The 23311-nt window shown below is 41.0% G+C and carries 22 protein-coding genes and 4 pseudogenes; 17 read left to right on the top strand and 9 right to left on the bottom strand.

The window, feature by feature from the left end:
* Positions 1–149: 149 nt before the first annotated feature.
* The 3 genes and pseudogenes from ACRWSG_RS05730 to ACRWSG_RS05720 all read left to right on the top strand — a co-directional run bounded on the left by ACRWSG_RS05730 (position 150) and on the right by ACRWSG_RS05720 (position 3155).
* On the top strand, positions 150–2633 hold the full coding sequence (locus ACRWSG_RS05730; RefSeq protein ID WP_462165851.1) for an intermembrane phospholipid transport YdbH family protein: 2484 nt from the start codon (positions 150–152) through the stop codon (positions 2631–2633).
* Positions 2626–2808 carry a YnbE family lipoprotein gene (locus ACRWSG_RS05725; protein ID WP_054551055.1) on the top strand — a complete coding sequence of 61 codons (183 nt, stop codon included), beginning with the start codon at positions 2626–2628 and terminating at the stop codon, positions 2806–2808. The genes ACRWSG_RS05730 and ACRWSG_RS05725 overlap by 8 nt, the downstream gene beginning before the upstream one ends.
* A gap of 9 nt (positions 2809–2817) precedes the next feature.
* Positions 2818–3155, top strand: a pseudogene (locus ACRWSG_RS05720) (YdbL family probable chaperone protein).
* Between the two features lie 75 nt (positions 3156–3230).
* Here the strand turns inward: ACRWSG_RS05720 and ACRWSG_RS05715 are convergent.
* Positions 3231–3773, bottom strand: coding sequence for a DUF1415 domain-containing protein (locus tag ACRWSG_RS05715; protein WP_063703529.1), 543 nt, complete (start codon positions 3771–3773; stop codon positions 3231–3233).
* Positions 3774–3810: 37 nt separating this feature from the next.
* Positions 3811–5070, bottom strand: a complete 1260-nt coding sequence (waaA, locus tag ACRWSG_RS05710) for a lipid IV(A) 3-deoxy-D-manno-octulosonic acid transferase (protein WP_462165850.1) — start codon at positions 5068–5070, stop codon at positions 3811–3813.
* A gap of 154 nt (positions 5071–5224) precedes the next feature.
* Here waaA and ACRWSG_RS05705 point away from each other — a divergent pair, with 154 nt between their 5' ends.
* From ACRWSG_RS05705 to hldE, 3 genes are read left to right on the top strand one after another with little or no spacing between them, the layout of a single operon-like run.
* Complete coding sequence (locus tag ACRWSG_RS05705) at positions 5225–6679, top strand: capsule assembly Wzi family protein (protein WP_138599648.1); 1455 nt, start codon at positions 5225–5227, stop codon at positions 6677–6679.
* A 32-nt stretch (positions 6680–6711) separates the two neighbouring features.
* Positions 6712–7302 (top strand): D-sedoheptulose-7-phosphate isomerase, encoded by a 591-nt coding sequence (locus ACRWSG_RS05700; protein WP_054560969.1) that lies wholly within the window; start codon positions 6712–6714, stop codon positions 7300–7302.
* Positions 7302–8741: a bifunctional D-glycero-beta-D-manno-heptose-7-phosphate kinase/D-glycero-beta-D-manno-heptose 1-phosphate adenylyltransferase HldE gene (gene hldE / locus ACRWSG_RS05695; protein ID WP_138599690.1), complete on the top strand. Its 1440-nt coding sequence runs from the start codon at positions 7302–7304 to the stop codon at positions 8739–8741. Before ACRWSG_RS05700 ends, hldE begins: the two co-directional genes overlap by 1 nt.
* Here hldE and ACRWSG_RS05690 read toward each other — a convergent pair.
* The gene (locus tag ACRWSG_RS05690) at positions 8731–9453 is read right to left on the bottom strand and encodes a 3-deoxy-D-manno-octulosonic acid kinase (RefSeq protein WP_462165849.1); all 723 of its coding nucleotides are present in this window, start codon (positions 9451–9453) and stop codon (positions 8731–8733) included. The two genes, hldE and ACRWSG_RS05690, sit on opposite strands and share 11 nt — an antisense overlap.
* 124 nt (positions 9454–9577) lie before the next feature.
* Between ACRWSG_RS05690 and ACRWSG_RS05685 the strand changes: the two genes are divergently transcribed.
* The 6 genes and pseudogenes from ACRWSG_RS05685 (at position 9578) to glpG (ending at position 14806) form a co-directional block, all read left to right on the top strand.
* On the top strand, positions 9578–10639 hold the full coding sequence (locus tag ACRWSG_RS05685) for a glycosyltransferase family 9 protein (protein WP_462165848.1): 1062 nt from the start codon (positions 9578–9580) through the stop codon (positions 10637–10639).
* Entirely contained in the window at positions 10636–11181 is a 546-nt protein-coding gene (gene gmhB, locus ACRWSG_RS05680) for a D-glycero-beta-D-manno-heptose 1,7-bisphosphate 7-phosphatase (protein ID WP_462165847.1), read from the top strand. Before ACRWSG_RS05685 ends, gmhB begins: the two co-directional genes overlap by 4 nt.
* A gap of 163 nt (positions 11182–11344) precedes the next feature.
* Positions 11345–12542 (top strand): annotated as a pseudogene (locus ACRWSG_RS05675) (glycine C-acetyltransferase).
* A 55-nt stretch (positions 12543–12597) separates the two neighbouring features.
* Positions 12598–13622, top strand: a pseudogene (gene tdh, locus ACRWSG_RS05670) (L-threonine 3-dehydrogenase).
* 54 nt (positions 13623–13676) lie between these two features.
* Positions 13677–13994 (top strand): thiosulfate sulfurtransferase GlpE, encoded by a 318-nt coding sequence (glpE, locus tag ACRWSG_RS05665; protein WP_054560963.1) that lies wholly within the window; start codon positions 13677–13679, stop codon positions 13992–13994.
* Positions 13991–14806 carry a rhomboid family intramembrane serine protease GlpG gene (gene glpG / locus ACRWSG_RS05660; protein ID WP_462165845.1) on the top strand — a complete coding sequence of 272 codons (816 nt, stop codon included), beginning with the start codon at positions 13991–13993 and terminating at the stop codon, positions 14804–14806. Before glpE ends, glpG begins: the two co-directional genes overlap by 4 nt.
* 41 nt (positions 14807–14847) lie before the next feature.
* On the opposite strand, the gene ACRWSG_RS05655 is transcribed toward glpG, so the two are convergent.
* The gene (locus ACRWSG_RS05655; protein ID WP_371351978.1) at positions 14848–15216 is read right to left on the bottom strand and encodes a flagellar basal body-associated protein FliL; all 369 of its coding nucleotides are present in this window, start codon (positions 15214–15216) and stop codon (positions 14848–14850) included.
* Positions 15217–15417: 201 nt separating this feature from the next.
* Here ACRWSG_RS05655 and ACRWSG_RS05650 point away from each other — a divergent pair, with 201 nt between their 5' ends.
* Entirely contained in the window at positions 15418–15963 is a 546-nt protein-coding gene (locus ACRWSG_RS05650) for a chorismate--pyruvate lyase family protein (RefSeq protein ID WP_462165844.1), read from the top strand.
* Positions 15960–16838: a 4-hydroxybenzoate octaprenyltransferase gene (gene ubiA / locus ACRWSG_RS05645; protein ID WP_462165843.1), complete on the top strand. Its 879-nt coding sequence runs from the start codon at positions 15960–15962 to the stop codon at positions 16836–16838. Before ACRWSG_RS05650 ends, ubiA begins: the two co-directional genes overlap by 4 nt.
* Here the strand turns inward: ubiA and ACRWSG_RS05640 are convergent, their stop codons facing one another.
* From ACRWSG_RS05640 to ACRWSG_RS05625, 4 genes are all read right to left on the bottom strand, one after another.
* A complete protein-coding gene (locus ACRWSG_RS05640; RefSeq protein WP_054551070.1) occupies positions 16839–17459 on the bottom strand; it encodes a 2OG-Fe(II) oxygenase in 621 nt (206 codons plus the stop codon).
* Positions 17460–17599: 140 nt separating this feature from the next.
* Positions 17600–18487, bottom strand: coding sequence for a LysR family transcriptional regulator (locus ACRWSG_RS05635; RefSeq protein ID WP_054551071.1), 888 nt, complete (start codon positions 18485–18487; stop codon positions 17600–17602).
* A gap of 119 nt (positions 18488–18606) precedes the next feature.
* Entirely contained in the window at positions 18607–20133 is a 1527-nt protein-coding gene (locus tag ACRWSG_RS05630; protein ID WP_054551072.1) for a response regulator, read from the bottom strand.
* A gap of 51 nt (positions 20134–20184) precedes the next feature.
* A complete protein-coding gene (locus ACRWSG_RS05625; RefSeq protein WP_054551073.1) occupies positions 20185–20592 on the bottom strand; it encodes a DUF2721 domain-containing protein in 408 nt (135 codons plus the stop codon).
* An 86-nt stretch (positions 20593–20678) separates the two neighbouring features.
* Between ACRWSG_RS05625 and ACRWSG_RS05620 the strand changes: the two genes are divergently transcribed.
* The 3 genes and pseudogenes from ACRWSG_RS05620 (at position 20679) to tsaD (ending at position 22666) form a co-directional block, all read left to right on the top strand.
* Positions 20679–21044, top strand: coding sequence for a putative signal transducing protein (locus ACRWSG_RS05620; protein ID WP_054551074.1), 366 nt, complete (start codon positions 20679–20681; stop codon positions 21042–21044).
* Positions 21028–21617, top strand: a pseudogene (locus tag ACRWSG_RS05615) (YjaG family protein). Before ACRWSG_RS05620 ends, ACRWSG_RS05615 begins: the two are co-directional and overlap by 17 nt.
* A gap of 62 nt (positions 21618–21679) precedes the next feature.
* A complete protein-coding gene (tsaD, locus tag ACRWSG_RS05610; protein ID WP_462165841.1) occupies positions 21680–22666 on the top strand; it encodes a tRNA (adenosine(37)-N6)-threonylcarbamoyltransferase complex transferase subunit TsaD in 987 nt (328 codons plus the stop codon).
* A gap of 36 nt (positions 22667–22702) precedes the next feature.
* On the opposite strand, the gene plsY is transcribed toward tsaD, so the two are convergent.
* The gene (gene plsY, locus ACRWSG_RS05605) at positions 22703–23305 is read right to left on the bottom strand and encodes a glycerol-3-phosphate 1-O-acyltransferase PlsY (RefSeq protein WP_138599657.1); all 603 of its coding nucleotides are present in this window, start codon (positions 23303–23305) and stop codon (positions 22703–22705) included.
* Positions 23306–23311 lie beyond the last annotated feature (6 nt).

Genomic DNA, 23311 nt, shown 5'->3' with positions numbered 1-23311 from the left:
AAACCCTTTAAACTAAAAAGGCTGCACTATCATGTGTGGCCTTTTTGTTTATAATGTTCTGAGAAGCGAGAAGCGAGAAGCGAGAAGCGAGAAGCGAGAAGCGAGAAGCGAGAAGCGAGAAGCGAGAAGCGAGAAGCAAGGAGAGTTTTTTGAGTTTTAAGCGGGCGTGTGTTGGGTTGCTAGGTATCGTGTTAAGCATGGTGCTGTTGGCGTATCTGTTCAGATTACCACTGACATCGTGGTACTTAACGCCTATGCTCAGTAAAAATGGTGCTGAGCTTCACTGCATTGATTGGTCATTAACTCGCAAGCTTGATTTGAATATCGAGAAATTATGCTTAACCTACCAAGGACAGCAAATTGAGTTAGCTGGCATTATTGCGAATAAGCAACAGGTTAGTGTTTCTCGCGCTAACCTCATCGTTAGTGACCTTACAAATAATCAACAACCTGACACTTCACAAACTGAATTTAAAAAGCTTGCTTTGGTATTACCCGAGCAAAGACCGCTAATAAGTATTGAGCAGCTTGATGTAGTCTCACCGTTTACCCAAAATCCTGTTAGGTTGGCGATACAAGAAAAACGCCTAAATCATTTTACGATTTCACGGGATCTCAATGCTGACGTTGTAATATCTAATTATGAAGTCAAAGCCAACATCACGTTTGATGAGCAAGTGGCAGAGCGATTCGTAACATTGCCAACAAGCAGCCATTTTACCACTCAATCACAGATTAAGTTTGATGGAATTACAGTTGCAATTGAAAGCTCAATCAATGCAAGTTATCAGCATGCTCTAGCGCAATGCGACTTAGGTTTTGCTAGTGAAGGGCAATTGAGTGCTAAGTATCAATTAAATCAACAGCATTTATACGCGGATTTATCAGCTTTACAAAATCAACTGAGCGCAAACCGAGATTGCTTAAACACCATAGCAGACCAACAGCATCAATCATTTATTGAAGCGCAGTTACCGCTTACTTGGCAGTTACACATTGAAAAACCAGTGAGTGTAGAAGATAAAAATCTTTCAGCCCCAATCATAAAGCTGCAAGCTATACAAGGGCAAAGTGAGGTGACAGTCAGTAATACATCCCTTTCTTTGCTGGATCCGCTCACATCACTGAATAGCCAAGTTAGCATTTATTTTAATAGTAAAGATATAGATGAGCTTAAGCTAAACGCACATTTGCATGAAAGCAGCGTTAGCGCTGATTTTCAACTGTTGGTGGATTCACTACCTGCATTTTTAGATTTTCAGTCTGATGGCGCCTTGACTGAGGGTTTTGGGGTTGAAGATATTGGGGCTAAAGGAAAGCTAAATATTGAAGGGTTATTTACTAGCCCTACAGCTAAACTGAATACCAATATCAGTGTTAAAAACGCCCTAATATCGGGTGCACAGATAGCTGATTTTAGCAGCGCAATTAACGCTGAGTATAATGCCCAGCAGCACCTAGTTGTTATCGCTAATAGCAAAGTTAAATCATTAACTTATGATGATATTAACGCAGCAAAAATTAGCAATGAGCTTACTCTTAGTACAGATCTCAGTGTGGGGGAGTTATTTGCTGATATTGATGCCAAAACCACAGCCGCTAAATTATCAACAGCAGAGCTTAGCTTAAATAAGTTGTCTGTTGTGTCAAAAGCTCTTCAAAGCCGCGCCTTGCAGGCAACGCATCATGTGTTTGCAGATGGCTTTGAAGCGCTTGTTAGCCATCATATGTCTGAGGTTGCTCACCCATTTGAATTAGTGATACCAGAGCAGGCAGTATCCAAGCTAAACCCGATAATTGCTCAGTTTGAGCCGCTTGCTATAGTCACTGATGGAGTCGTTTCGGGCAATATAAAAGGGGATGTAAATCTTCAACAAGCACAAGGGCGCGTGCAAATAAGTAAATTCAGTGCGCTTTATAATGATTATCTAGCGAATGATTTTGCAGTGAATTTGAACGGCACGTTTAATTCAGGGCAGCTTAATATTGCAGCGACTAAATTTACACTCAATGAACTGCGCGCAGGTGCCGTGGTCAAAAATATACAAGGTCAGTTGCAGGTAACAGCTAATCAGCCTTGCGCAGCTAAACTAACTGGTCAGGTTATGGGCGGGGCATTTGTGGTGAATAAGTATTGCCCACTCAGTGATAACCAAACCGCGACTGTTAAATTTGAAAATATTGATGCCAGTAAATTGGTCACCCTTGATGCTGAATCAGGGATTAGCTTAAGTGGGCGCTTAGCAGGCACTTTACCCGTTGTAATAAGTCAACAGGGTATCGAGGTAAAGCAAGGGCAGTTAGTTAATCAGGGTGATGGTAAATTACTGATCACTAATAATGCGGGCTTTGAAGCGGTAAAAGCGCAGCAACAAGAGCTGAGTACCACGCTGAGTTTACTTGAGAATTTAGATATTAAAAAACTACGCAGCAGTGTTAATCTCAAACCGGATGGTTGGTTACATTTAGGTGTAAATTTAGAGGGTTATAATGAAGCGCAGCAGCAAGCAGTGAACTTTAATTATAATCATGAAGAGAATGTATTTACTTTACTTAGAGCGCTGCGTTTAAGTGATGAAATTACTCAAAGAGTTGAGAAAGAGTATGCAAAAAAAGGAAGCAATGATGGCTAAGTGGTTAGTAATGCTGACGGCGGTAGGCATGCTGAGTGCCTGTACGCATCGTGTTGAAGTGGCAGCAAAAGAGCCGATTACAATCAACTTAAATGTAAAAGTTGACCATGAGATCCGCGTAAAAGTGGATAAAGAACTAGATACCTTATTCAGTGATGACAGCGAATTATTCTAAGGAGCACACATGCGTAAATTACAACTTAAAAAACTAAATGTGATCACCTTGATCAGTGCTGTTTGTTTATCTTTCTCTGCTTGGGCTATCAGCCTTGATGATGCAAAAAGCCAAGACGTTTAGTGGGTGAAGACAGCTCAGGCTATTTAGGTTTAGTGGTTAATAACAGCGAAGCAAAAGCGGTCGTTGATGAAATTAATGCAAAGCGTAAAGAGCAATATTTAAAACTTGCGAAAAAGAACAATCTTTCGTTAGCTCAAGTTGAAGCCCTTGCAGCTGCTAAAACTATCGAGAAAACGAAGCCGGGTCACTACATTGAAGTGAACGGTGAGTGGGTAAAAAAATAACTCACTAAATTTAATCGCTATAATAAACAAAAAGCCAGCATTACTGGCTTTTTATCTATAGAACGCTGGTAGGTGTTAGCGCTTATCGATGCAGTTTTGCAGTAGCTGCTGCCAAAAATCGATGCCTTTGCGTCTTGCAAGTTTAATGTTGTGCTCTGGGATAGATTCGGGTTCATCGTAGTTGTCTAACGCTTCGCTCATGCTGGCTTCACGGATTAAATGCAGTGTTGGGTAAGGTGCACGATTCGTATAGTTTGCAGCATCGCTGTCATCGCTATCAGCAAATACATAGTCAGGGTGAAAGTTGGCTATTTGATACTTACCTTCATAGCCTTGCGCAGCTAAAAGCGCATTGGCTAAATCGACTAAATCTAAGAACTCTTCAAAATCTTTAAAGCCTTGCTCAAACATCAACAAAGTGGTTTCGCGCTCTGCTTGTTGGTCTAACGCGCTACATTGCTCAAGCATATCCATTACTGCATCATCAAGCGTAATAGACTGACTAATTTGATAATGAATGCAATTGCTTTCAACTTCTTTACGGGCAAACGGGCAGAAATTGTATTTTACGATTACGCTTGATACCCATTCGCGCATTTGTATTTCTGGGCGATTCATCGCTTGCTTTGAAGTCACATTATTTCTCTATTCTATTTTACTTTTCTAAGTAATGCTCAATTAAATTAACCGTTTTACTGATGGCGCCTTGATTGTTAGCAACGCATTTTTGAGCTTGTTGACCGAGCTTAATCGTCTTTTTTACATCAGTGCTCAAAGCGATAAGTGTGTCAGCAAGGTGATTTTCATCGGTAACGGTTTTAGCTCCCTGAGCACTAATCAGTTCAGGATAAATATGGTCGAAGTTATAGGTATGAGGGCCTGCTAATACGCCAACCGAAAACGCTGCTGACTCTAACGGGTTATGGCCGCCTCGCTCTATTAAACTACCGCCAACATAGCTGATGTTTGCCACACCATATAAGCATTGTAACTCACCTAACGTGTCAGCTAACACTATTTGTTGGTTGTTATAGTTATCTTCACTGCGACGACTAAAGCTCAAATTTGAACTTTTTAAAACTTCAGCAACTTTATCAAATTGCTCTGGGTGACGTGGAGCAATAATCAAAAGAGCGTTGGGTAACGCTTTTAACAGCTTCTTATGAGCAGTTAAAATAAGCTCGTGTTCAACAGGATGAGTAGAGCCAGCAACCCAGATAAAGCGCTCGTTGTTATACTGAGTTTTAAGTGCTGCGACTTTATTTAATTGCTCTTCTGTAGGCGTGATATCAAATTTAATTGAGCCAAATACGCGTGCCTTTTCAGGTTTTAAGCCAAGTTCAATAAAACGTTTTGCATCATTTTGATTGTGACTGACCAGGTCGCTAATAGACTGCATGATCACCTTAGTTAAAGGCATTACCTTTTGGTAGCCTTGTTGTGATTTAGTTGAAAGTCGGGCATTTAAAACAAGTACTTTTGTGCCGGTGTTGTTGCTTTGCGCCATCAGGTTTGGCCAAAGCTCAGTTTCTAAAATACACAGTACCTTTGGCTGGATACGTTTTAAAAATCGATTGGTAGCGAAGAAAAAATCAATCGGTAAATAACAGCAGCTAACCGCATCTTTAAAGTTATTTTTTATCTGTTCGCGACCCGTTGGGGTATTACAGGTTACTAAAATAGTAAGTGCAGGGTTTTCTGATTGAACGGCCTTAATAAGCGGCGTTGCTGCTAACACTTCCCCTACAGAGGCACAATGAAAAACAACATCGTGATGAGATAAGTTCGAAAAGCCAAAGCGCTCAGCAAAATGTTCACGGTAACCCTTATTCTTTTTGCCGCGTAAAACATACAGGTAAAAAACAACCAGTGGGCTTAGTAGGTATAAAAGTAAAGAGTATAAAATGCGCGCCATTGCTTAGCCTATATAGGTAAAACGTTATGATAGCGTGGAACCTTTGGGATCTAAATATAAAATGTTAAAAAGGGTTATTAAAGAAAGTTTTAAAGTGTTTACTGTTAGCTAATTTGGTAATATTTCGGTTACTTAATAAATCAACGAAGCAGTTATGAAATTTAAAATGATAAAAGCCTCGGTAATTGGTGCTTTTCTAAGTTGTTCAATGCCTTTATTTGCAGCACCTACCGCCTACTTACCGATTGGCATGGATGCACAGCTTGATCATCAATTAGATACTTTGTTTGCCTTAACCACAGGCGCGCCTATGGTTAAACCTTATCGTTTATCGGAAGTAGAAAGTGCGCTTCTTGAGCTTGAAAAAAAAGAGCCAGGACTAGTCGCAGCTATCCGTTATAAAATAAAGCCTTATCAAAGTGATGATGCAGTAACACGTGCAGGTGTTAAATTACAAGTTGATACAGACAACAGTAAAAAAATAGCAAATCAACGCGGACTTAGCTCTGATGAATGGGGACAAGGCTTTTTTGAAGGTATTTGGCGTGCCAATGATTACACGCTAGTACAGGTTGGAGTTGATTACCGAGCGAAGGCAAATAAGTTTGTAAATTACAATTCGTTTATTAGTTTTGCTGGTGAAGATTTACAGTTAAACCTTGGGTATAAAGAACATTGGTTCTCGCCGTTTAAGCATTCTGCACAAATCATTTCAACCAACGCAAAAACAGCCCCGTCAATTTCGATTGGTATGGTAAAGCCTGCTCATAATTGGTGGAATTTTGATTTTGAATTGTATTATTCAGAGTTAGAACATGTTGAGAATGGTATTTTATATCAAGGTGAACTTCATAGTGGTACGCCTAAACTTGCGGGTACTCACTTCAGTATTGAACCTATTAGTGGTTGGAAAATTGGCCTTAACCGAATGATGCAGTTTGGCGGTGGGCCTCGTAAAGTAGATGCTGGAGATGTATTTGACGCTTTTTTTGATCCTGCCGGAAATGATAATGTTGCATTAGTAGGTAGCTCTGATGCGGAGCTGGGCGATCAGTTCGCTTCAATTACAAATGTAATTAACTTTAATTGGGGATTGCCAACAGAGCTTTATTTTGAATACGGTGGTGAAGATACTAAAGAGCACAAAAACTATCAGTTTGGTAATGTCGCTTATAGTTTAGGGGCTTTTTTCCCAAAATTAACAGACTCAATAAGTTTTAGATTTGAACATACCAATATGCACAGCTTTTGGTATAAAAACTATATTTATCCTACTAAGGGTAATACGGTAGATGGATTTGTTGTTGGACATTTTGCTGCAGATCAGCGTTACTTTGGTGACGGCGTACCGTCTGAAGTAAATGTTTTAGAAGTGACTTATTCTGAATCTTTTCAGTCTCTATGGCGTGCTAAAGTTTCAACCATTTCGAATAAAAGTAACTACGAGTATGATATAGGTGGATTTAGTCGAGAATATGATGATGCAATTGAACTTCAACTAAGTAACACGCGTCAATTAAACGAGCATACATTAGAGACAACTCTTACCTATGGTGAAGATGTTTTTGGCGATAACTATACTTGGTTATCTGTAGCCTATTTTTGGTAAGCAAAGCCGTTAATACTTTTTAAGGAATATTTATGTCAAATCTTGATTCTGTAGCGGCAAGCTACCTAGAAAGTTTAAATCGTCATCAAATGTTGTTTGAGACGATGGAAACCTACCACCCTGAAGTAATGCAACTACTAGAAGCTTGTCACAGTGCTTTACAAGCAGGTGGTAAGGTTATTTGGTTTGGTAATGGTGGTAGCGCGGCTGATGCACAGCATTTAGCTGCTGAGTTTGTTGTGCGTTATAAATTGGAGCGCGGTCCACTTGCTTCTATCGCATTGACAACAGATACCTCAATTTTAACCGCTCACAGTAACGACTATCATTTTGATACTGTATTTGAGCGCCAAGTGCAGGCGTTATGTAAGCCTGAAGATTTGGTGATTGGCTTAACCACATCTGGCACTAGCCCTAACATCAATCTTGCACTGGCAGCGGCAAATGAAATCGGCGCCTTTACTGTGGCATTAACAGGTCGAGATGGTGGTAAGGTAAAAGATATCGCTAAGCTACCTATTATTATTAAAAATGATGAAACCGCGCGTATCCAAGAGGCGCACATGTTTATCGGGCATTGGCTATGCGAAGCCATTGATATGGTTGTAGCGGAGCAAAAGTAATGGATTTAGCGTTACTAAAAAACCTTTCAAAGGCACGTATTTTAGTTGTTGGTGATGTCATGCTAGATAGATACTGGCATGGCGACTCAGGGCGTATTTCGCCTGAAGCCCCTGTACCTGTTGTAAAAGTCAGTAAGTTTGAAGACAAAGCCGGTGGTGCAGCAAACGTCGCAAAAAATATTGCCCGTTTAGATGGTAAAGTCGGCTTATTAGGCTTGGTTGGTGAAGATGAAAGCGGGCAAATCCTCGAAACAATTTTAAGTTCAGAGAAAATTGATTCGCAATTAGTGAGTGTTTGCGATTTACCGACTATTTCTAAAATGCGAGTAATCAGCCGCCATCAACAAGTTGTGCGTCTTGATCTTGAAGAGACCTTTACTGAGCAACACAGTCAACTGTTATTAAACCGTTTAGAGCTGGTTTTAAATGACTACGATTTTGTGTTGTTTTCTGATTACAACAAAGGCTCACTGAGCTTAATTCAACAAATGGTTCAGGTTGCAAAGAAAGCGGGTAAAACGGTGCTTATTGATCCTAAATCATCTGATTTAAGCTTATACCGAGGTGCTGATTATATAACACCTAACTTAAACGAATTTAAACTTGCTGGTGGTAAAACTGATTCTGAGCAAAGCTTAACCCAAAGCGCTCGTGATCTAATCAATGAGGCTGGTATTGCAGCGATGCTATTAACGCGCTCAGAGCAGGGCATGTCGTTAATTAGCCAAGCAGAAAAACATGATTTTGCAGCCCAGCAGCTTGAAGTCAGCGATGTTACTGGCGCAGGCGATACCGTAATCGCGACATTAGCAGTGATGCTTGGTGCGGGAATGGCTGCAAAAGATGCAGTTGAAATTGCCAACCTCGCTGCTGGTATTGCGGTGAGTAAATTGGGTGCCGCAACCGTGTCCCCAGAAGAGTTGAGCCGTAAACTTGGTCAATATTTACAGCAAACCGGCGAGCATTACCAAACGCCGTTTGAAGATGTGCTTCAGCATATTGAGTTTGCTAAGCAAAATGGTGAAAAAATAGTTTTCACTAATGGTTGTTTTGACATTCTTCACGCAGGTCATGTGCGCTACCTTGCTCAGGCTAAAGCACGAGGTGATAGGCTGGTTGTTGGCTTAAATAATGATGAATCAATCACTCGCTTAAAAGGCCCAGAAAGACCAATTAATCCATTGGATGAGCGTGCTATGGTATTAAGTGCGCTTGCGTCAGTTGATTGGGTTATTCCATTTGGCAGCATTGAAGAAAATGACACGCCAGCTAAGCTGATTGAGCAAATTAGCCCTGATGTGCTAGTAAAAGGCGGCGATTACACCGTTGACCAAATTGCTGGTGCCGATCATGTTTTACGCCATGGCGGAAAAGTCGAAGTACTTGAGTTTCTTAATGGATGCTCAACATCAAACGTAATTAGCAAAATTAAGTCTTAAGCAATGCTTGGTAGTCACACACCAGTGACTGCCAATCACTTTGTTGCCAATGCATCACTTCATTACGGCCTTGCTCTTTTGCAAATGAACGGGCAAGGCGTTTGATATTCTCTGTTTGCCAGCTAGCATGTGGCTGTTTGATTTCACCGCGGTCAAAGTCAATGATAAACACCTTACCTGTATCATCGAACAAGATGTTATTGATGTTTAAATCTGCGTGATAGACGCCATGATTGTGAAATTCGCTGAGAGTGACTGCTATCGCTTTTAGCTCAGACTGGCTAAGTGGACGCGTGATTAAAATATCTAACACGCTTTTGGCGCCTGTTACTGCCTCGGTGATGATATCGCCGCGATAGATTAAGCCATGGGTAGTAACTTTTGCTGCAATGGGTGTCGGCACATTTAGGCCAAGTTCAAGCAAACGCATCATCAGTGTAAACTCTTTATAGACACGAGTTTGCTTTAAACCAACATATAGGTACTGATCGCTCAGTAACTTACCAATTAAACCACCACGCCAATAGTGACGAAGAACGCCTGTAAACTGTTGATGTTTAAAAAACCACGCTGTTGCACGACCTTTTTTGGCACCAACTATTTTATCTTGTTGTTGCCAATACTTGGCATCGAACCACTGTTGCGTGAGCTCGTCTTTATAAGCTGGGTGACACAAAAGGGTGGTGTTTTGCAGATGCTGAGTTTCAAACATAACAACTTCAAGATTAAATAAAATTAGCGCTATCTTACCGTATTTTTAGCTTTTCGCATAAGTGCTTGCATTAGCATCAAGTTAATTTAAGATCGCATATTATTTGCTGTAGCTAAGGGCGCACGTGACTCAATCAACCTCCTATTCAGATATTTGTATTTTAAGGCTTTCGGCTATTGGTGATGTATGTCATGCCGTATCAGCAGTGCAAGCAATTCAAAAGGCACATCCGAAGGCAAAAATTACCTGGGTGATTGGTAAAGTTGAGGCTATGTTACTGGCCGATTTACCAGGTGTTGAGTTTGTTGTGTTCGATAAAAAGCAGGGCAAACAGGCTTATCAGCAACTTAAAGACACGTTCAAGGGGCGTAAATTTGATGTGCTATTACATATGCAAGTCGCACTCAGAGCGAATTTAGCAGCCCGTTGTATTCCTGCAAAGATCAAAGTGGGGTTTGATTGGGCACGCTCAAAAGAGTTGCATAGTTTGTTTATTAATAAGCGTATTGCCCCGCAATCAGAGGCGCATGTATTAGAAGGTTTTAAAGGCTTTGCTCAAGCAATTGGCATCCCTGATTACAAACCTCAATGGCAAATGCCAATTACTGAGCAGCATCAACAAGCAGCCGATGCGCTATTAGGTGAAGAACGTTTAGCCGGGCGTATTTTTGTTATCTCGCCTGCGGCAAGTAAAAAAGAGCGAAATTGGTTACCTGAGCGTTATGCTGCACTTGCAGAACATGCTCATCAACAAGGCTTTTCGGTGGTTATTACTGGCGGCCCAACCCCTTTAGAGATTGAACTTGCCGAGCAAATTATCGCGCAGAGTTCGGCACCTGTGCTTAACTTAGTAGGGAAAACTCAACTAAAAGAACTGTTATGTGTTTTGAAACGTGCTGCGTTAGTGCTAGCTCCTGATACTGGGCCTGCGCATATGGCTGTAACGGTAGGAACACCTGTTATTGGTTTGTATGCCCACTCAAACCCAAAACGCACAGGACCTTATTTTTATCAAGAGTATGTTGTTGAGGTTTATCACCAAAACTTACGTGAACAAACAGGCAAAACAGCGCAACAGCTACCTTGGGGAACACGCGTTAAAGGGGCTGATTTAATGGCGCAAATAAGTGTAGAAAAGGTGATTTCGATGTTTGACCACGTGGTAGATAAAGAGCAATTGTCATGAGCAAAGTTTTATTTTTAGACCGTGATGGTGTGGTCAATATTGATCATGGCTATGTATACAAACCAGAAGAGTTTGAACTTGTACCCGGTGTATTCGAAGCGTGCAAAGCCTTCGCCGACGCTGGTTATAAAATTGTGGTAGTAACTAACCAGTCGGGTATTGGCCGTGGTTATTATTCAGAGCAAGATTTTTCCAACCTTACTGAGTGGATGAAGGGCGAATTTTTACGCCATGGCGTTACAATTCTTGATGTCTATTTTTGTCCGCATCATCCAAGCAAGGCTGAGCCTGCTTATTTGCAAGAGTGCAACTGTCGCAAGCCTGCTCCGGGTATGCTGTTACAAGCCATCGATGAGCATCAAATCGACCCATCACAAAGTATTATGGTCGGTGATAAGCTTGGCGACCTTATTGCCGCTGAAAGAGCCAATATCGCGACCCGTGTTTTAGTTCGCTCAGGGCAAAGTTATGCTGAGTCAACAGAACAACATGCCGATATTGTTTGTGAATCTTTAGCTGATTTACCCAATTTATATTTGTAATTTATGAGGTAAGACCAGTTTAAGTTCACAAACCCACACCAGTTGAGGGTTTGCGACGAACTGCAAACAGTGCAATTGTTCGTCTAAGCTTTTACAATAGGTGCAAAATTTAAATTCATGCTAATCATTTCTGATTAGGTACAAGAATATGTGGAGATTACAGATGAGAGCATCTGCGTTTTTTAATCAGTTGCAGCAGCAAATTGATGAAGTGAAAGCTGAGGGCTTATACAAAAGCGAACGTGTTATCACGTCGCAGCAACAGGCTCAAATTGAAGTTGCCTCTGGTGATAAGGTTATTAATTTTTGCGCTAATAACTACCTTGGCTTAGCAAATAGCCCAGCGTTAATTAAAGCTGCTCAACAAGGCCTTGATGATCACGGTTTTGGTGTAGCGTCTGTGCGCTTTATTTGTGGTACTCAAGATATCCATAAAACTTTAGAGCAAAAGATTCTCTGAGTTCTTAGAAACAGAAGACACCATTCTTTACTCATCATGCTTTGATGCAAACGCAGGTTTATTCGAAACAATTCTAGGTCCAGATGATGCGATTATCTCTGATGCACTAAACCATGCTTCGATCATTGATGGTGTACGACTTTGTAAAGCAAAGCGTTTCCGCTATGCAAATAACGATATGAGTGACCTTGAAAAGCAACTTATTGCTGCTGATGAAGCGGGCGCTAAAACTAAGTTAATCGCTACTGACGGCGTTTTCTCAATGGACGGCGTTATTTGTAACCTTGAAGCGGTTTGTGACCTTGCCGATAAATATGATGCATTAGTGATGGTTGATGACTCTCACGCTGTTGGTTTTGTTGGTGAAAATGGTAAAGGTACGCCGGAGTACTGCGGTGTACTAGACCGTGTTGATATCATCACGGGTACCCTTGGTAAAGCACTTGGTGGCGCATCAGGCGGTTACACATCAGGTAAAAAAGAAATTGTTGAGTGGTTACGCCAGCGCTCTCGTCCTTACCTTTTCTCAAACTCACTTGCACCATCAATTGTTACTGCATCAATTAAAGTACTTGAGATGCTGAGCAATGGCGGCGAGTTACGCGCTAAACTTTGGGATAACGCAAAGTATTTCCGTGAACAAATGGAAGCAGCAGGATTTACCTGTGCAGGTAAAGACCACGCTATTATCCCTGTCATGTTAGGCGATGCTAAAGTTGCCTCAGCCATGGCTGACAAATTACTTGCTGAAGGTATTTACGTAACAGGTTTCTCATTCCCTGTAGTACCTAAAGGTCAAGCACGTATCCGTACGCAAATTTCTGCGGCGCATACAAAAGAGCAATTAGATACCGCTATTGCTGCCTTTACCCGTATTGGTAAAGAAATGGGTGTTATCTAATTTTATTCCCTAAACCGAAGCTTTTGCTTCGGTTTTGTTTAATTGAGTGTAAATCATGAAAGCATTATCTAAATTAAAAGCAGAACCAGGGATCTGGATGACTGATGCGCCAAAGCCTGAAGTTGGCCATAACGATCTGCTTATTAAAATCCGCAAAACAGCAATTTGTGGTACAGATGTCCATATTTATAAATGGGATGAGTGGGCACAAAATACAATTCCTACGCCAATGGTTGTTGGCCACGAATATGTAGGTGAAGTGGTTGATATGGGTCAGGAAGTACGTGGTTTCCAAGTGGGTGACCGTGTTTCTGGCGAAGGCCATATTACCTGTGGTCACTGTCGTAACTGTCGCGCTGGTCGTGTGCATTTATGTCGTAATACAACAGGTGTTGGTGTAAACCGTGAAGGTGCATTTGCTGAATACCTTGTGATCCCAGCTTTCAACGCATTTAAAATTCCAGATAACATTCCTGATGAACTAGCATCAATCTTTGACCCATTCGGTAATGCAGTACACACAGCGTTGTCGTTTGACTTAGTCGGTGAAGACGTATTAATCACAGGTGCTATCCAATTGGTATCATGGCAGCTGCTGTTGCCAAACACGTGGGTGCACGTCATGTGGTTATCACCGATGTGAACGAATACCGTCTAGATTTAGCGCGTAAAATGGGCGCGACTCGTGCTGTAAACGTAGCAACTGAAAAGCTTGAAGATGTAATGAAAGAGCTTGGCATGACTGAAGGCTTTGATATTGGTCTTGAAATGTCAGGTGTGCCAGTAGCATTTAACAGCATGCTAAACAACATGAATCACGGTGGTAAAATTGCCATGTTAGGTATTCCACCTTCAGATATGGCGGTTGATTGGAACCAGGTTATTTTCAAAGGTCTAATCATTAAAGGGATTTATGGCCGTGAAATGTTTGAAACGTGGTACAAGATGGCGAGTCTAATTCAGTCAGGCCTTGATTTGAAACCAATTATCACTCACCAGTTCTCCGTGGATGACTTCCAAGCAGGCTTTGATACAATGATTTCAGGCCAATCAGGTAAAGTAATCCTCAACTGGGATTAATACCGAGTAATTTGATAAGGCGGCTTTGGCCGCCTTTTTAGTTTAGAGAGTACTATGTCGTATAAACATATTTCAGTGAGCGAAACATTTGCGCTGTTAGATAAAGAAGAGGTTGTGATTGCTGATATTCGCGATCCTAACTCATTTCAAACGGGTCATATCCCAGGTGCTGAGCATTTATCAAATGCCAACATCAGCGAATTTATGATGCATAAAGAGTTTGACCAGCCAATCATCATCGTTTGTTATCATGGTGTGAGCTCTCAAGGTGCTGCTAGCTATTTAGTTGAGCAGGGGTTTGAAGACGTATACAGCATGGATGGTGGCTTTACAGCTTGGCAGACGCAACTTCCGGAGCATATTGAACGATGATTGAGTTGGGTAGCATAAATAATCCTCGCGCCGCACAAGGCTTTATAGATTACATAAAAAGTAAGGGCTTACATGGAGAGCTGCGCTCGCAAGATGGACAAACTGTGATTATTTGTGTTGCTCCAGAGCACTTTCATCAAGCCCAATCTCTTTGGCAGGAGTTTGCTGCTAACCCTCATGACGAAAAATACCAACAAGCTTCATGGCAGGTGGGCAGTACACAATCGCCTCTGTCATATCAAGGGCAATCCCTTAATTTAAAAGCTCGCTTTAAGGCATTAAGCTGGCTAAACCGTACAGTTACTCTAGTCTCGATATCTATATTTATTGCCTTCTTATTAGGTGGTTTTGAAACTATTTACAGTATGTTGCAGTTCAACCCTGCACAGCCACTAACTTGGTTTACACCTGCCATTGTGCATTTTAGCGCTATTCATCTTATTTTTAATTTGATCTGGTGGATGACGCTGGGTAACGATATAGAAAAACGCAGTGGCAAATTAACCTTAGTGGGTTTATTTTTAGTGACGGCATTCATTAGTAATTGGGCACAGTTTTTAGTAGTTGGGCCTAACTTTGGTGGTCTAAGCGGCGTTGTGTATGGTTTACTGGGGTTTTGTTGGATCTACAGCGTAATGAGGCCAACAGAGCCGCCACTAGTAAGTAATAGCATTGTCGGTTTTATGCTGGTATGGCTTATTCTAGGCTTTGTAGATATGTTGCCTGTGAGTATGGCGAACTGGGCGCATTTAGCGGGGTTATTGGCTGGTATGGCTTATGCCGTGTCAGACAAGCTGCTTTCACGCAAATAATCGCGTAAATAAAAATGGCGGCTAATGCCGCCATCTTACAATTAATGATATAAATACTTAGTAAATAACACTTCTCGGACAATCTCTTGTCCTGTTTCTTGTTTTAGTAGTGCTTTTAGCTTTTCGGTGCAGCGCTTTCTTATTTCTTCGCGACCGGTAAGCGATTTAATGTTTTCTTCAGGCTCTTTTGAGAGTATTTCAACAATCGCATCACGCAATAGTGGAGTGTGATGTTCTACGATTGCGATATCAGATAGATCATTGAGCATGAGATCCACCGTAATACGAACATAGCCAAGTTTTTTATTACCTTGACCTATGTAGTTAGTGATGATGTCAGGCTCAAAACCAAAGTAGCCAACATTTGATTCAGCGCGAACAGACCAACTTGTTGCAGTAACAAGTAGCATGCTTATCAAGTAAATTGATAACAATGATTTTTTCATAGTTAAGAATATTCCACCCTTTCAATGATTTTTAGTCTATACCCAAATTCACTTAAGATACAGGCTGTTCTGTGTTTTTTAACCCAGCTTGAGATTAAATCATGACTTTTGCCAAACGTGCAGCAGTGATATCATTTGCACGGTTTTTAAAAATAATGAGTCGTTGTGATCACATTCCCAGTTTCATTAGCTGCAAATTGGCAGCCTGCTTCAGCATTTCCAGATTTGACGCAACAACAGCAAAGTTGGTTGCTTGAAGCTGGGTCATTAACAGCTAAGCTTAAAAGTCACTGTCAGGTCTTTTCAGTTAAAGTTTTAAACGAAGCACCTTTTGACTTAACCCGCGAGCAACAAGCATTACTCAATACCTCTTTAAGTCAGGCATTAAATCGCGAAGTGTTACTACTATGCGATGGTAAACCAATGGTTTATGCACAAAGCTGGTTGCCGGCAGATGATACATTAAAAAAGCAGCAGTTACTAAGTATGGGGACAAGGCCGCTGGGCGATGTTATTTTTCAAGACCCAAACTTATCGCGCACTGAAATAGAAGTTGCTGAGTTTTCACAGCAGCACGCTATTCAAGCTTTAACAGCTGAAATAGGCTACTCTTCACAAGCATTGTGGGGAAGGCGCAGTGTATTTAGCTTATCTAATGCTCATTTTCTCGTGGCTGAAGTATTCTTACCTGGAGCGTATATTTACCTATGAAGCTAGCTGCACTTAAGGTCGCACATATAGCTTACTATAAGCAATTAATGCGTACCGATAAGCCAATAGGCACTTTATTATTATTGTGGCCTACTTACTGGGCGCTATGGCTTGCCGAGCTTGGCACGCCTAGCTTATTAAATTTTGTGGTATTTAGTTTGGGTGTCTTTGTGATGCGCAGTGCCGGCTGTGTAATTAATGACTTTGCCGATCGTAAAATTGATGGCTCAGTTAAGCGCACAGCCCAGCGACCGCTAGCAGCAGGTTTGGTATCAAGTGGTGAGGCTCTGAGCTTATTTGTACTGCTCATTGTGGTGGCGTTTGGCTTAGTGTTAACACTTGGATGGTCAACGATTTTACTATCGTTTGGTGCTTTAGCACTGGCGTTCTGTTATCCATTTATGAAGCGCTACACCCAGCTGCCGCAAGTTGTACTTGGCGCGGCATTCAGTTGGGCTATTCCAATGGTTTATATGGCATCAATTGGCTCAGTACCATTAGAAGCCTGGCTCCTATTTATCGCGAATCTTGTTTGGACTGTGGCTTATGACACCATGTATGCCATGGTTGATAGAGATGATGACTTAAAAATTGGCGTTAAATCGACAGCAATCTTGTTTGCCAGCTATGACAGACATATCATCTTTTTACTCAATGCCTTATTTATTGCGATTCTTGCTTACATAGGTATGAGTCATCAGCTTGGCTTGCCATATTGGCTGGGCTTAGCTGCAGCGGTTGGTTTTTTACTTTATCAACAAACGCTTATTCATAAACGAGAGCGAGAGCCTTGCTTCAAAGCATTTTTGAATAATCACTATGTGGGGTTAGTGATTTTTATCGGTTTAGCAGCATCCTTGCCACTGTCCTTTTAATTATCTTGGTGGGTCGATAATACCGCTGATTGAGGCATTTTTTCTGAACCAACCCGCAATTGAGTAGCGTACATCGTTTGCGGGTAATACTTCATGCATAAAGCGTTCGCTTTCAAACATCACCAATAAGCCCGCTTGAGGTTTAATGACTATTTCAATCTCTTTACTCTTTGGTTTGTAGATCACCAATTCACCGCCAGATTCAGGCGTATTTAAGTAACAAACCGTTGTAAAAATGCGATTAGAACGGCCTTTGAAGGCATCATAGTGCTTTTTATAAAAGTCACCTTGTTGATACTTTGCATAATGGCATTCATAGTCAAATAAGCCTAAATAAAAGCCACGGTTTAACTGTGTCTTTATTGCTTCCATGGTCGCCAGATAAGTAATTTGTGCTTGGCTTGAGCTATCAAACCAAAAGGTTTTATCTTTACGAACAGTTTTATCTATTTGTTGGTCGTTTAATCGGCCAATACCTGCGGTATGAAAATGCGGATTAATGCGATAGCAATCGGCAATTAAATCAGCAATTAAGCTTTCATTAATCGCGTTTTCAACAACAGCATAACCAGTACGTTCAATAGCATCTAAGTATGTGTCGGTAATAAGCGGTGCGGTCATTCATGTGCACAATCAAAAAAAGGTGCGTAAGTGTATATGAAAAATTGTGTGATGCACGCTTTTTATGCAGTAAAAATGAAGAAATAAAAAAAGATTGGCTAGCCTGATTAATTACAGGCTAGCAGTAGATTAAATAGCTTCTAACCTTGGCTTGAAAGGGCCGTTTTTTCAATGAGATCGAGTAAGTGGCTAACGTGAGAATTCTCATTGATTTGTTGGTTTGTTTGGATTATTAGCTGGTCGTGTGCGATACCTTTATTAGTTTTTAATAATAGTAACTCCGGATCAGATGACACACTATTAGCATGCTCAATGCTGGCAATCGCGATATGGTTTGATTTTTTCAGACCATCCATAACTTGTTCAATACTGCCTACTTTGATGCTTGATGTTTTATCAAAGGAATCAATTGCATCGTTTAGCATAGATTGCACTTGTTTTGACTGTGAAAAACAGCTGTACATAGGGTAGTCAGCTAAGTCGCGTTTACTAATGTCACTTTTATTTGCAAGCGGGTGATTTTTAGCCACGAAAATGATTAGTTGATCAGGTAAATGTATATCGCTGCCAATGCTGTTCATCGCTTGCGAACATACACTGATATCAATTTCACCTAATTGCAGTTTACGTACTAGCTCACTTTGCTCTTGCAACTGCATCTCGATTTTCACATGAGGGTACTGCGCTAAAAACTGACCGCAAGAAACAGGCACAACCGTGCTCGCTTTGTTGGTGTAGCCAATAATCAGTTTTTCACTTGCGCAGCCGTTTAATGATTCAAATAAATGCTTCTTGGTTTCTTCAAGATTGTCGAGAGTTTGTTTTGCATACTCTAGGAAAAGCTCACCTTCTTTGGTTAACTTTACTGAGCGAGTAGAGCGAGTAACTAGCTCATAACCAATTTCATCTTCAAGTGTTTGAATACTTCTAGTTAATGCAGAAGTGCTTATTTGAGTTTTCTCTGCAGCTTGGCGGAAATGCCTTAGCACGCCTAATGCTACGAATTGTTCAAGTTGTTCAAATCTCACTTTAATAGTCCCTTGTTATAAGTAAGCCCTACATCCAGGCGGTACAATTTTACATCACGAGAGGCATAGTAAAGTATTGTACCCGTATTGGGAAGTACTTGTTTTACAGAAAAGTTACATCAATCAGGATAACGTTCCTTAATTTCTAAGAAAAGCGCTAAATTTTCAAGTAGCTGATCGACTAAAATTGGATCAAAATGTTTCCCACGTTGCTCTTTTATCAATGAGAGAGCATCATCGAGTGGCCATGCTTTTTTGTAGCATCGGTCACTGCAAAGTGCGTCAAATACATCTGCAATTGCAGTAATTCGACCAACAATATCGATATTATCACCAATTAGTCCTTGCGGATAACCAGTTCCATCCCATTTTTCATGGTGTTGGTAGGAAATTAAGGCCCCACAGTTTAATATTTCGTTTGTTGAGTTTTTTAGTATTTCATAGCCAGTTTCGGCATGAGTTTTCATTATTTCCCATTCTTCATCAGTGAGTTTACCAGGCTTATTTAGAATCTTGTCTGGAATACTAATTTTACCAATATCATGTAATGGTGAAGCCAGTTTAATGATTTCACAGCGGAACGAATCCAAGCCATATAATTTTGCGAGTAACTCACTGTACAAAGCGACACGTTTAACATGTGAGCCAGTTTCCTTTGAGCGCTTTTCGACTGCTTCGCCAAGAATATACGACAACTCTTTTTGTGACTCTTTGACCATTTCTCTAAGCTTTAAGTTGTCATAAGCAAGTGCGATATTATTGGCGTAAAATTCTAGCAGTTGATAGTCTGTATTTTGCAGTTTTGAACCTTTATTGACATACAGCATAGTTTCAAGGCCTGCTTTTGTTGGAAAGTAGCCAATGTAATCTGTGCTGTTTTTTAAAGACGATTTTCTTTCATGTGCATCAATAAATAAGTTTTTTACATCCTCAGGAATTTTATTTTTACATGGAGTTGGCTCAACACCTGAAGCGGCAAGTAATTGAAAGTCATTAGCTGGCGATGATTGCAGGTTAACCGCAGCGGCACAATATATTTCTCTGTCACTTATCCCCATTACGTTAGTAACATGGTTTAAAATTGTGGAGGCAAACTCTTGCACACTATCACATTTTAGGAAATTGGCTGAGGCATTGATAATTTGTTCGAGGCCATGTTTATGATGATCAATAATCTGAATATCACGATGTGATCGTAGCGCTGAATAGAGCAAAGTTTTCATTTTTATCGCGGTGAGCTCAGTTTTATTTTTGTAATCATTGATATCGTAATCACGAATGATGGCTTCTTCAGGGGCTTCCCCAGGCTGACCTGTACGCAGTATTAAACGTATATCATGGTTTTCTATTTCATCGCGGATGTATTGAATGAGATCGAGGCCTGCGTGGTTTGTTTCCATTACCACATCAACAAGTGCCACTGAAAATGGAGTTCCTTTACCTAAAAGCTCTCTCGCTTCAGCAGCAGAATAGGCATGATAAAAGCGAAGCGCTTTATTTTCAAAAGTGAACCCAGCTAATACTAGTTTCGTAACTTGATGAATATCTTCTTCATCATCAACAACAAGAATATGCCAGTATTCAGCCTCTTCCGTACCTACATTATTTTCTTCTAAGGATTCTTCAGAAAATAAAAAATCATCCACAAAAGCACCACTTATTGTTGTATCTCATACAATAAGTATAGAGGGTGAATTTTACTCTGCCTTATCTGAAAGAGGTTTTTTTTCGATATTTTTCAATTCAATCTCGATTGCATCGCAAGAAATGTGGATCTCATACAAAGAGGTGAGAAGCGACAAGGCTAAGCACGCGAGGCTGATGCCAAATAAAATGATTCCAGTAGTATTAAATTCTATAAATAATGCAAACATTGATAAGGTACACATTAAAAAAGAGGCAACACCATAAACTTGCATTACGCGAATTAATTTAATGCGTTTTCTTAAATTGGTAATCTGTGCAACAACTAATGGGCGGATACTTTCTCCTTCACGTGCATTGAGCTCTCGAATAAGCTGAGCAAGCACCAAAAAACGGTTGGTGTAAGCAAGTAACAGTAAAGAAATTGCTGGGAATAACAATCCCGGTGTTGTTAAAGTCATGTGGCTACCTTGAAATAAGCATTGCAGCGAAGTTAGTTGCTAGCGTAGTTTAGGATTTAAAGATAGAAAAGTAAAAGGGAAGTGATTTGCAAAACAGTAATTTAAATCAACCTGCGAAGCAGGACCCATTCACTTGGGTAAAAGTGTTTCAGGCTGAAAATGGCTTAGAGGCAAACATTATTAAAGGGCTTTTAAAAAGTAAAGGGATCGAATCGCAACTGCAAGGTGAGCTTTTACAAGGGGCGCTTGGGGAGATCCCATTTGAACAAACAGGGGTCGATATACTTGTTTACGCATTAAAAGAGCGCCAGGCGCAAGAAATATTGCTAAACTACCGGCAATTAAAACAATCGGCTCCTGACTGGGTATGCCCAAAATGTCATGAGCTTAACGGAGCAACATTTGAAATATGTTGGTCTTGTGGGACTGTAAAGAATGACGAAAGCGAATAATTTTCAACGTATTAGAGAATTAAACTATTTGCAAAAAGCGGTATTAGGTGGCGCATTACTTGAGCGTATGCTGCCTAATTACAGCTTATTTAGTGAAGCAACAGGGTTCGGTGATGCCGCGGTTTTTCGTAGCGCATTGAGTGTTTGCTGGGAAAAAATCTTACTGCCAAAAAGTAAAATCAGCCTTGAAAAGCAAATTGAAAAAATTGAACCAAACGTGCCAGAGCTTACTGACTTTGACATGTTTGGCACCTATCCCGCAATCGATACAGCGACAGCTTTGCTTGGCATGCTGCACGGTTTGATAGCCAAAGATGAACAAGAGTTTTTAAATATTAGTAAAATTTCACAGGCTTCAGTGGCTCGTTTCATTGAATATCAACTAACAGTGGATGGTGAAATTGCTGATAACAAAGCTGTTCGTGAACACCCTTTAATGCAGTATGAAATTGATGTGCTTGCAGAGCTTATTGATTTTGTAGAGCAAATGATCCAATTACCTCAGAGAACGTAAAAGAGCTTAAGCAACTTGCGGTATCTGACGGTCAAACCAATATTGGTATTGCAATTTAATATTCAGTAATGCGTATTTTCACTGTAAAATACGCATTTGTTTTTTCTTGGCGGAGTAATTGATGCGAATTTTAGGTATTGAATCATCATGTGATGAAACGGGTATTGCCATTTATGATGATGAACAAGGCTTATTAGCACATCAACTGTATAGCCAAGTAAAAGTACATGCTGATTATGGCGGTGTGGTTCCTGAGCTTGCTTCTCGCGATCACGTACGTAAAACCTTACCTTTGATTGATGCTGCCTTTGCACAAGCGGGTTGTGGTCCTGAAGACTTAGATGGCATTGCATACACCGCAGGCCCTGGACTTGTTGGTGCGCTTCTGGTGGGAACCTCAATTGGTCGCTCACTGGCTTATGGTTGGAATATTCCAGCGGTTGCTGTACATCATATGGAAGGTCACCTACTTGCGCCAATGCTTGAAGAGGACAAACCGGAATTTCCGTTTATCGCACTACTGGTGTCTGGCGGCCATACTATGATGGTAAAAGTATCTGGCATTGGTGAATACGAAGTGCTGGGAGAGTCAGTTGATGACGCGGCTGGTGAAGCATTCGATAAAACCGCGAAGTTATTAGGTCTTGATTACCCTGGTGGCCCGCGTTTAGCAAAACTTGCGGAGCAGGGTACGCCTAAGCGTTTTGTATTTCCACGTCCGATGACTGATAAACCTGGCTTAGATTTTAGTTTTAGTGGTTTAAAAACGGCGGCATCGCTTGCTATTCGTGATAGCGATGATGACGAGCAAACCAAAGCTGATATTGCTCATGCATTCCAAACAGCGGTAATTGATACCTTAATCATTAAATGCAAACGTGCATTAAAGCAAACTGGTATCAAACGTTTAGTGATCGCCGGTGGTGTGAGTGCAAACGTGCAATTGCGTGCGCAACTTGAACGAGTAATGCAAGGCATGAAAGGGCGTGTGTATTACCCGCGCACAGAGTTTTGTACAGATAACGGTGCAATGATTGCTTACGCTGGTATGCAGCGCTTAAAGGCAGGGCAGTTTGCTAGCCTTGATATGAAAACTAAGCCGCGCTAACCTATTGATTCACTCGAAGCGCTTTAATTTACATCACTATTCCTGCTCTGGGGCTTTCTTCTTAGCCCCTACTTTAGGTTCTTCCCCAGCCATCAAGCGAGTAATGTTTGCTCTGTGGCGGAAAATTATCAGTACGGTTAAAAAGGTAACTGGCAGAGTATACAAAGGTTTTATCCACCAAGTATAAATAGGCGCTAATGAAACCGTAACCAGTGCCGCGAGAGATGAGTAACGCGTGATAGCAACAATTAAAAGCCAAGTTGCAATCAACATCCCCCCTAGCGATAAACCAATGGGTAATAACGTGCCAAAAGCGGTCGCGACGGCTTTACCACCTTTAAAGCTAAAAAACAGTGGATACATATGACCCAAACAAGCAGCTACACCAATTAAACCTAACATTAGTGGCTCTATCTTTAAAAAGTAAGCACCCCAAACAGGGATGGTTCCTTTTAAAATATCAAAGACAAGAACTAAAACAGCGGGGACTTTACCACCAAGGCGATAAACATTTGTAGCACCCGGGTTATTCGATCCATGACTGCGTGGGTCTGGTAGTTTAAACAGCCGAGATACAAGGATAGCGGAAGAGACCGAACCTAGTATGTAAGCCAAAACTAACATTAAAACTTCTAACACGCGCTT

It is taken from the genome of Pseudoalteromonas sp. GB43 (assembly GCF_054923805.1).
Note: the sequence above shows the minus strand (reverse complement) of the source record. Positions and strands in the feature narration are given on the sequence as shown.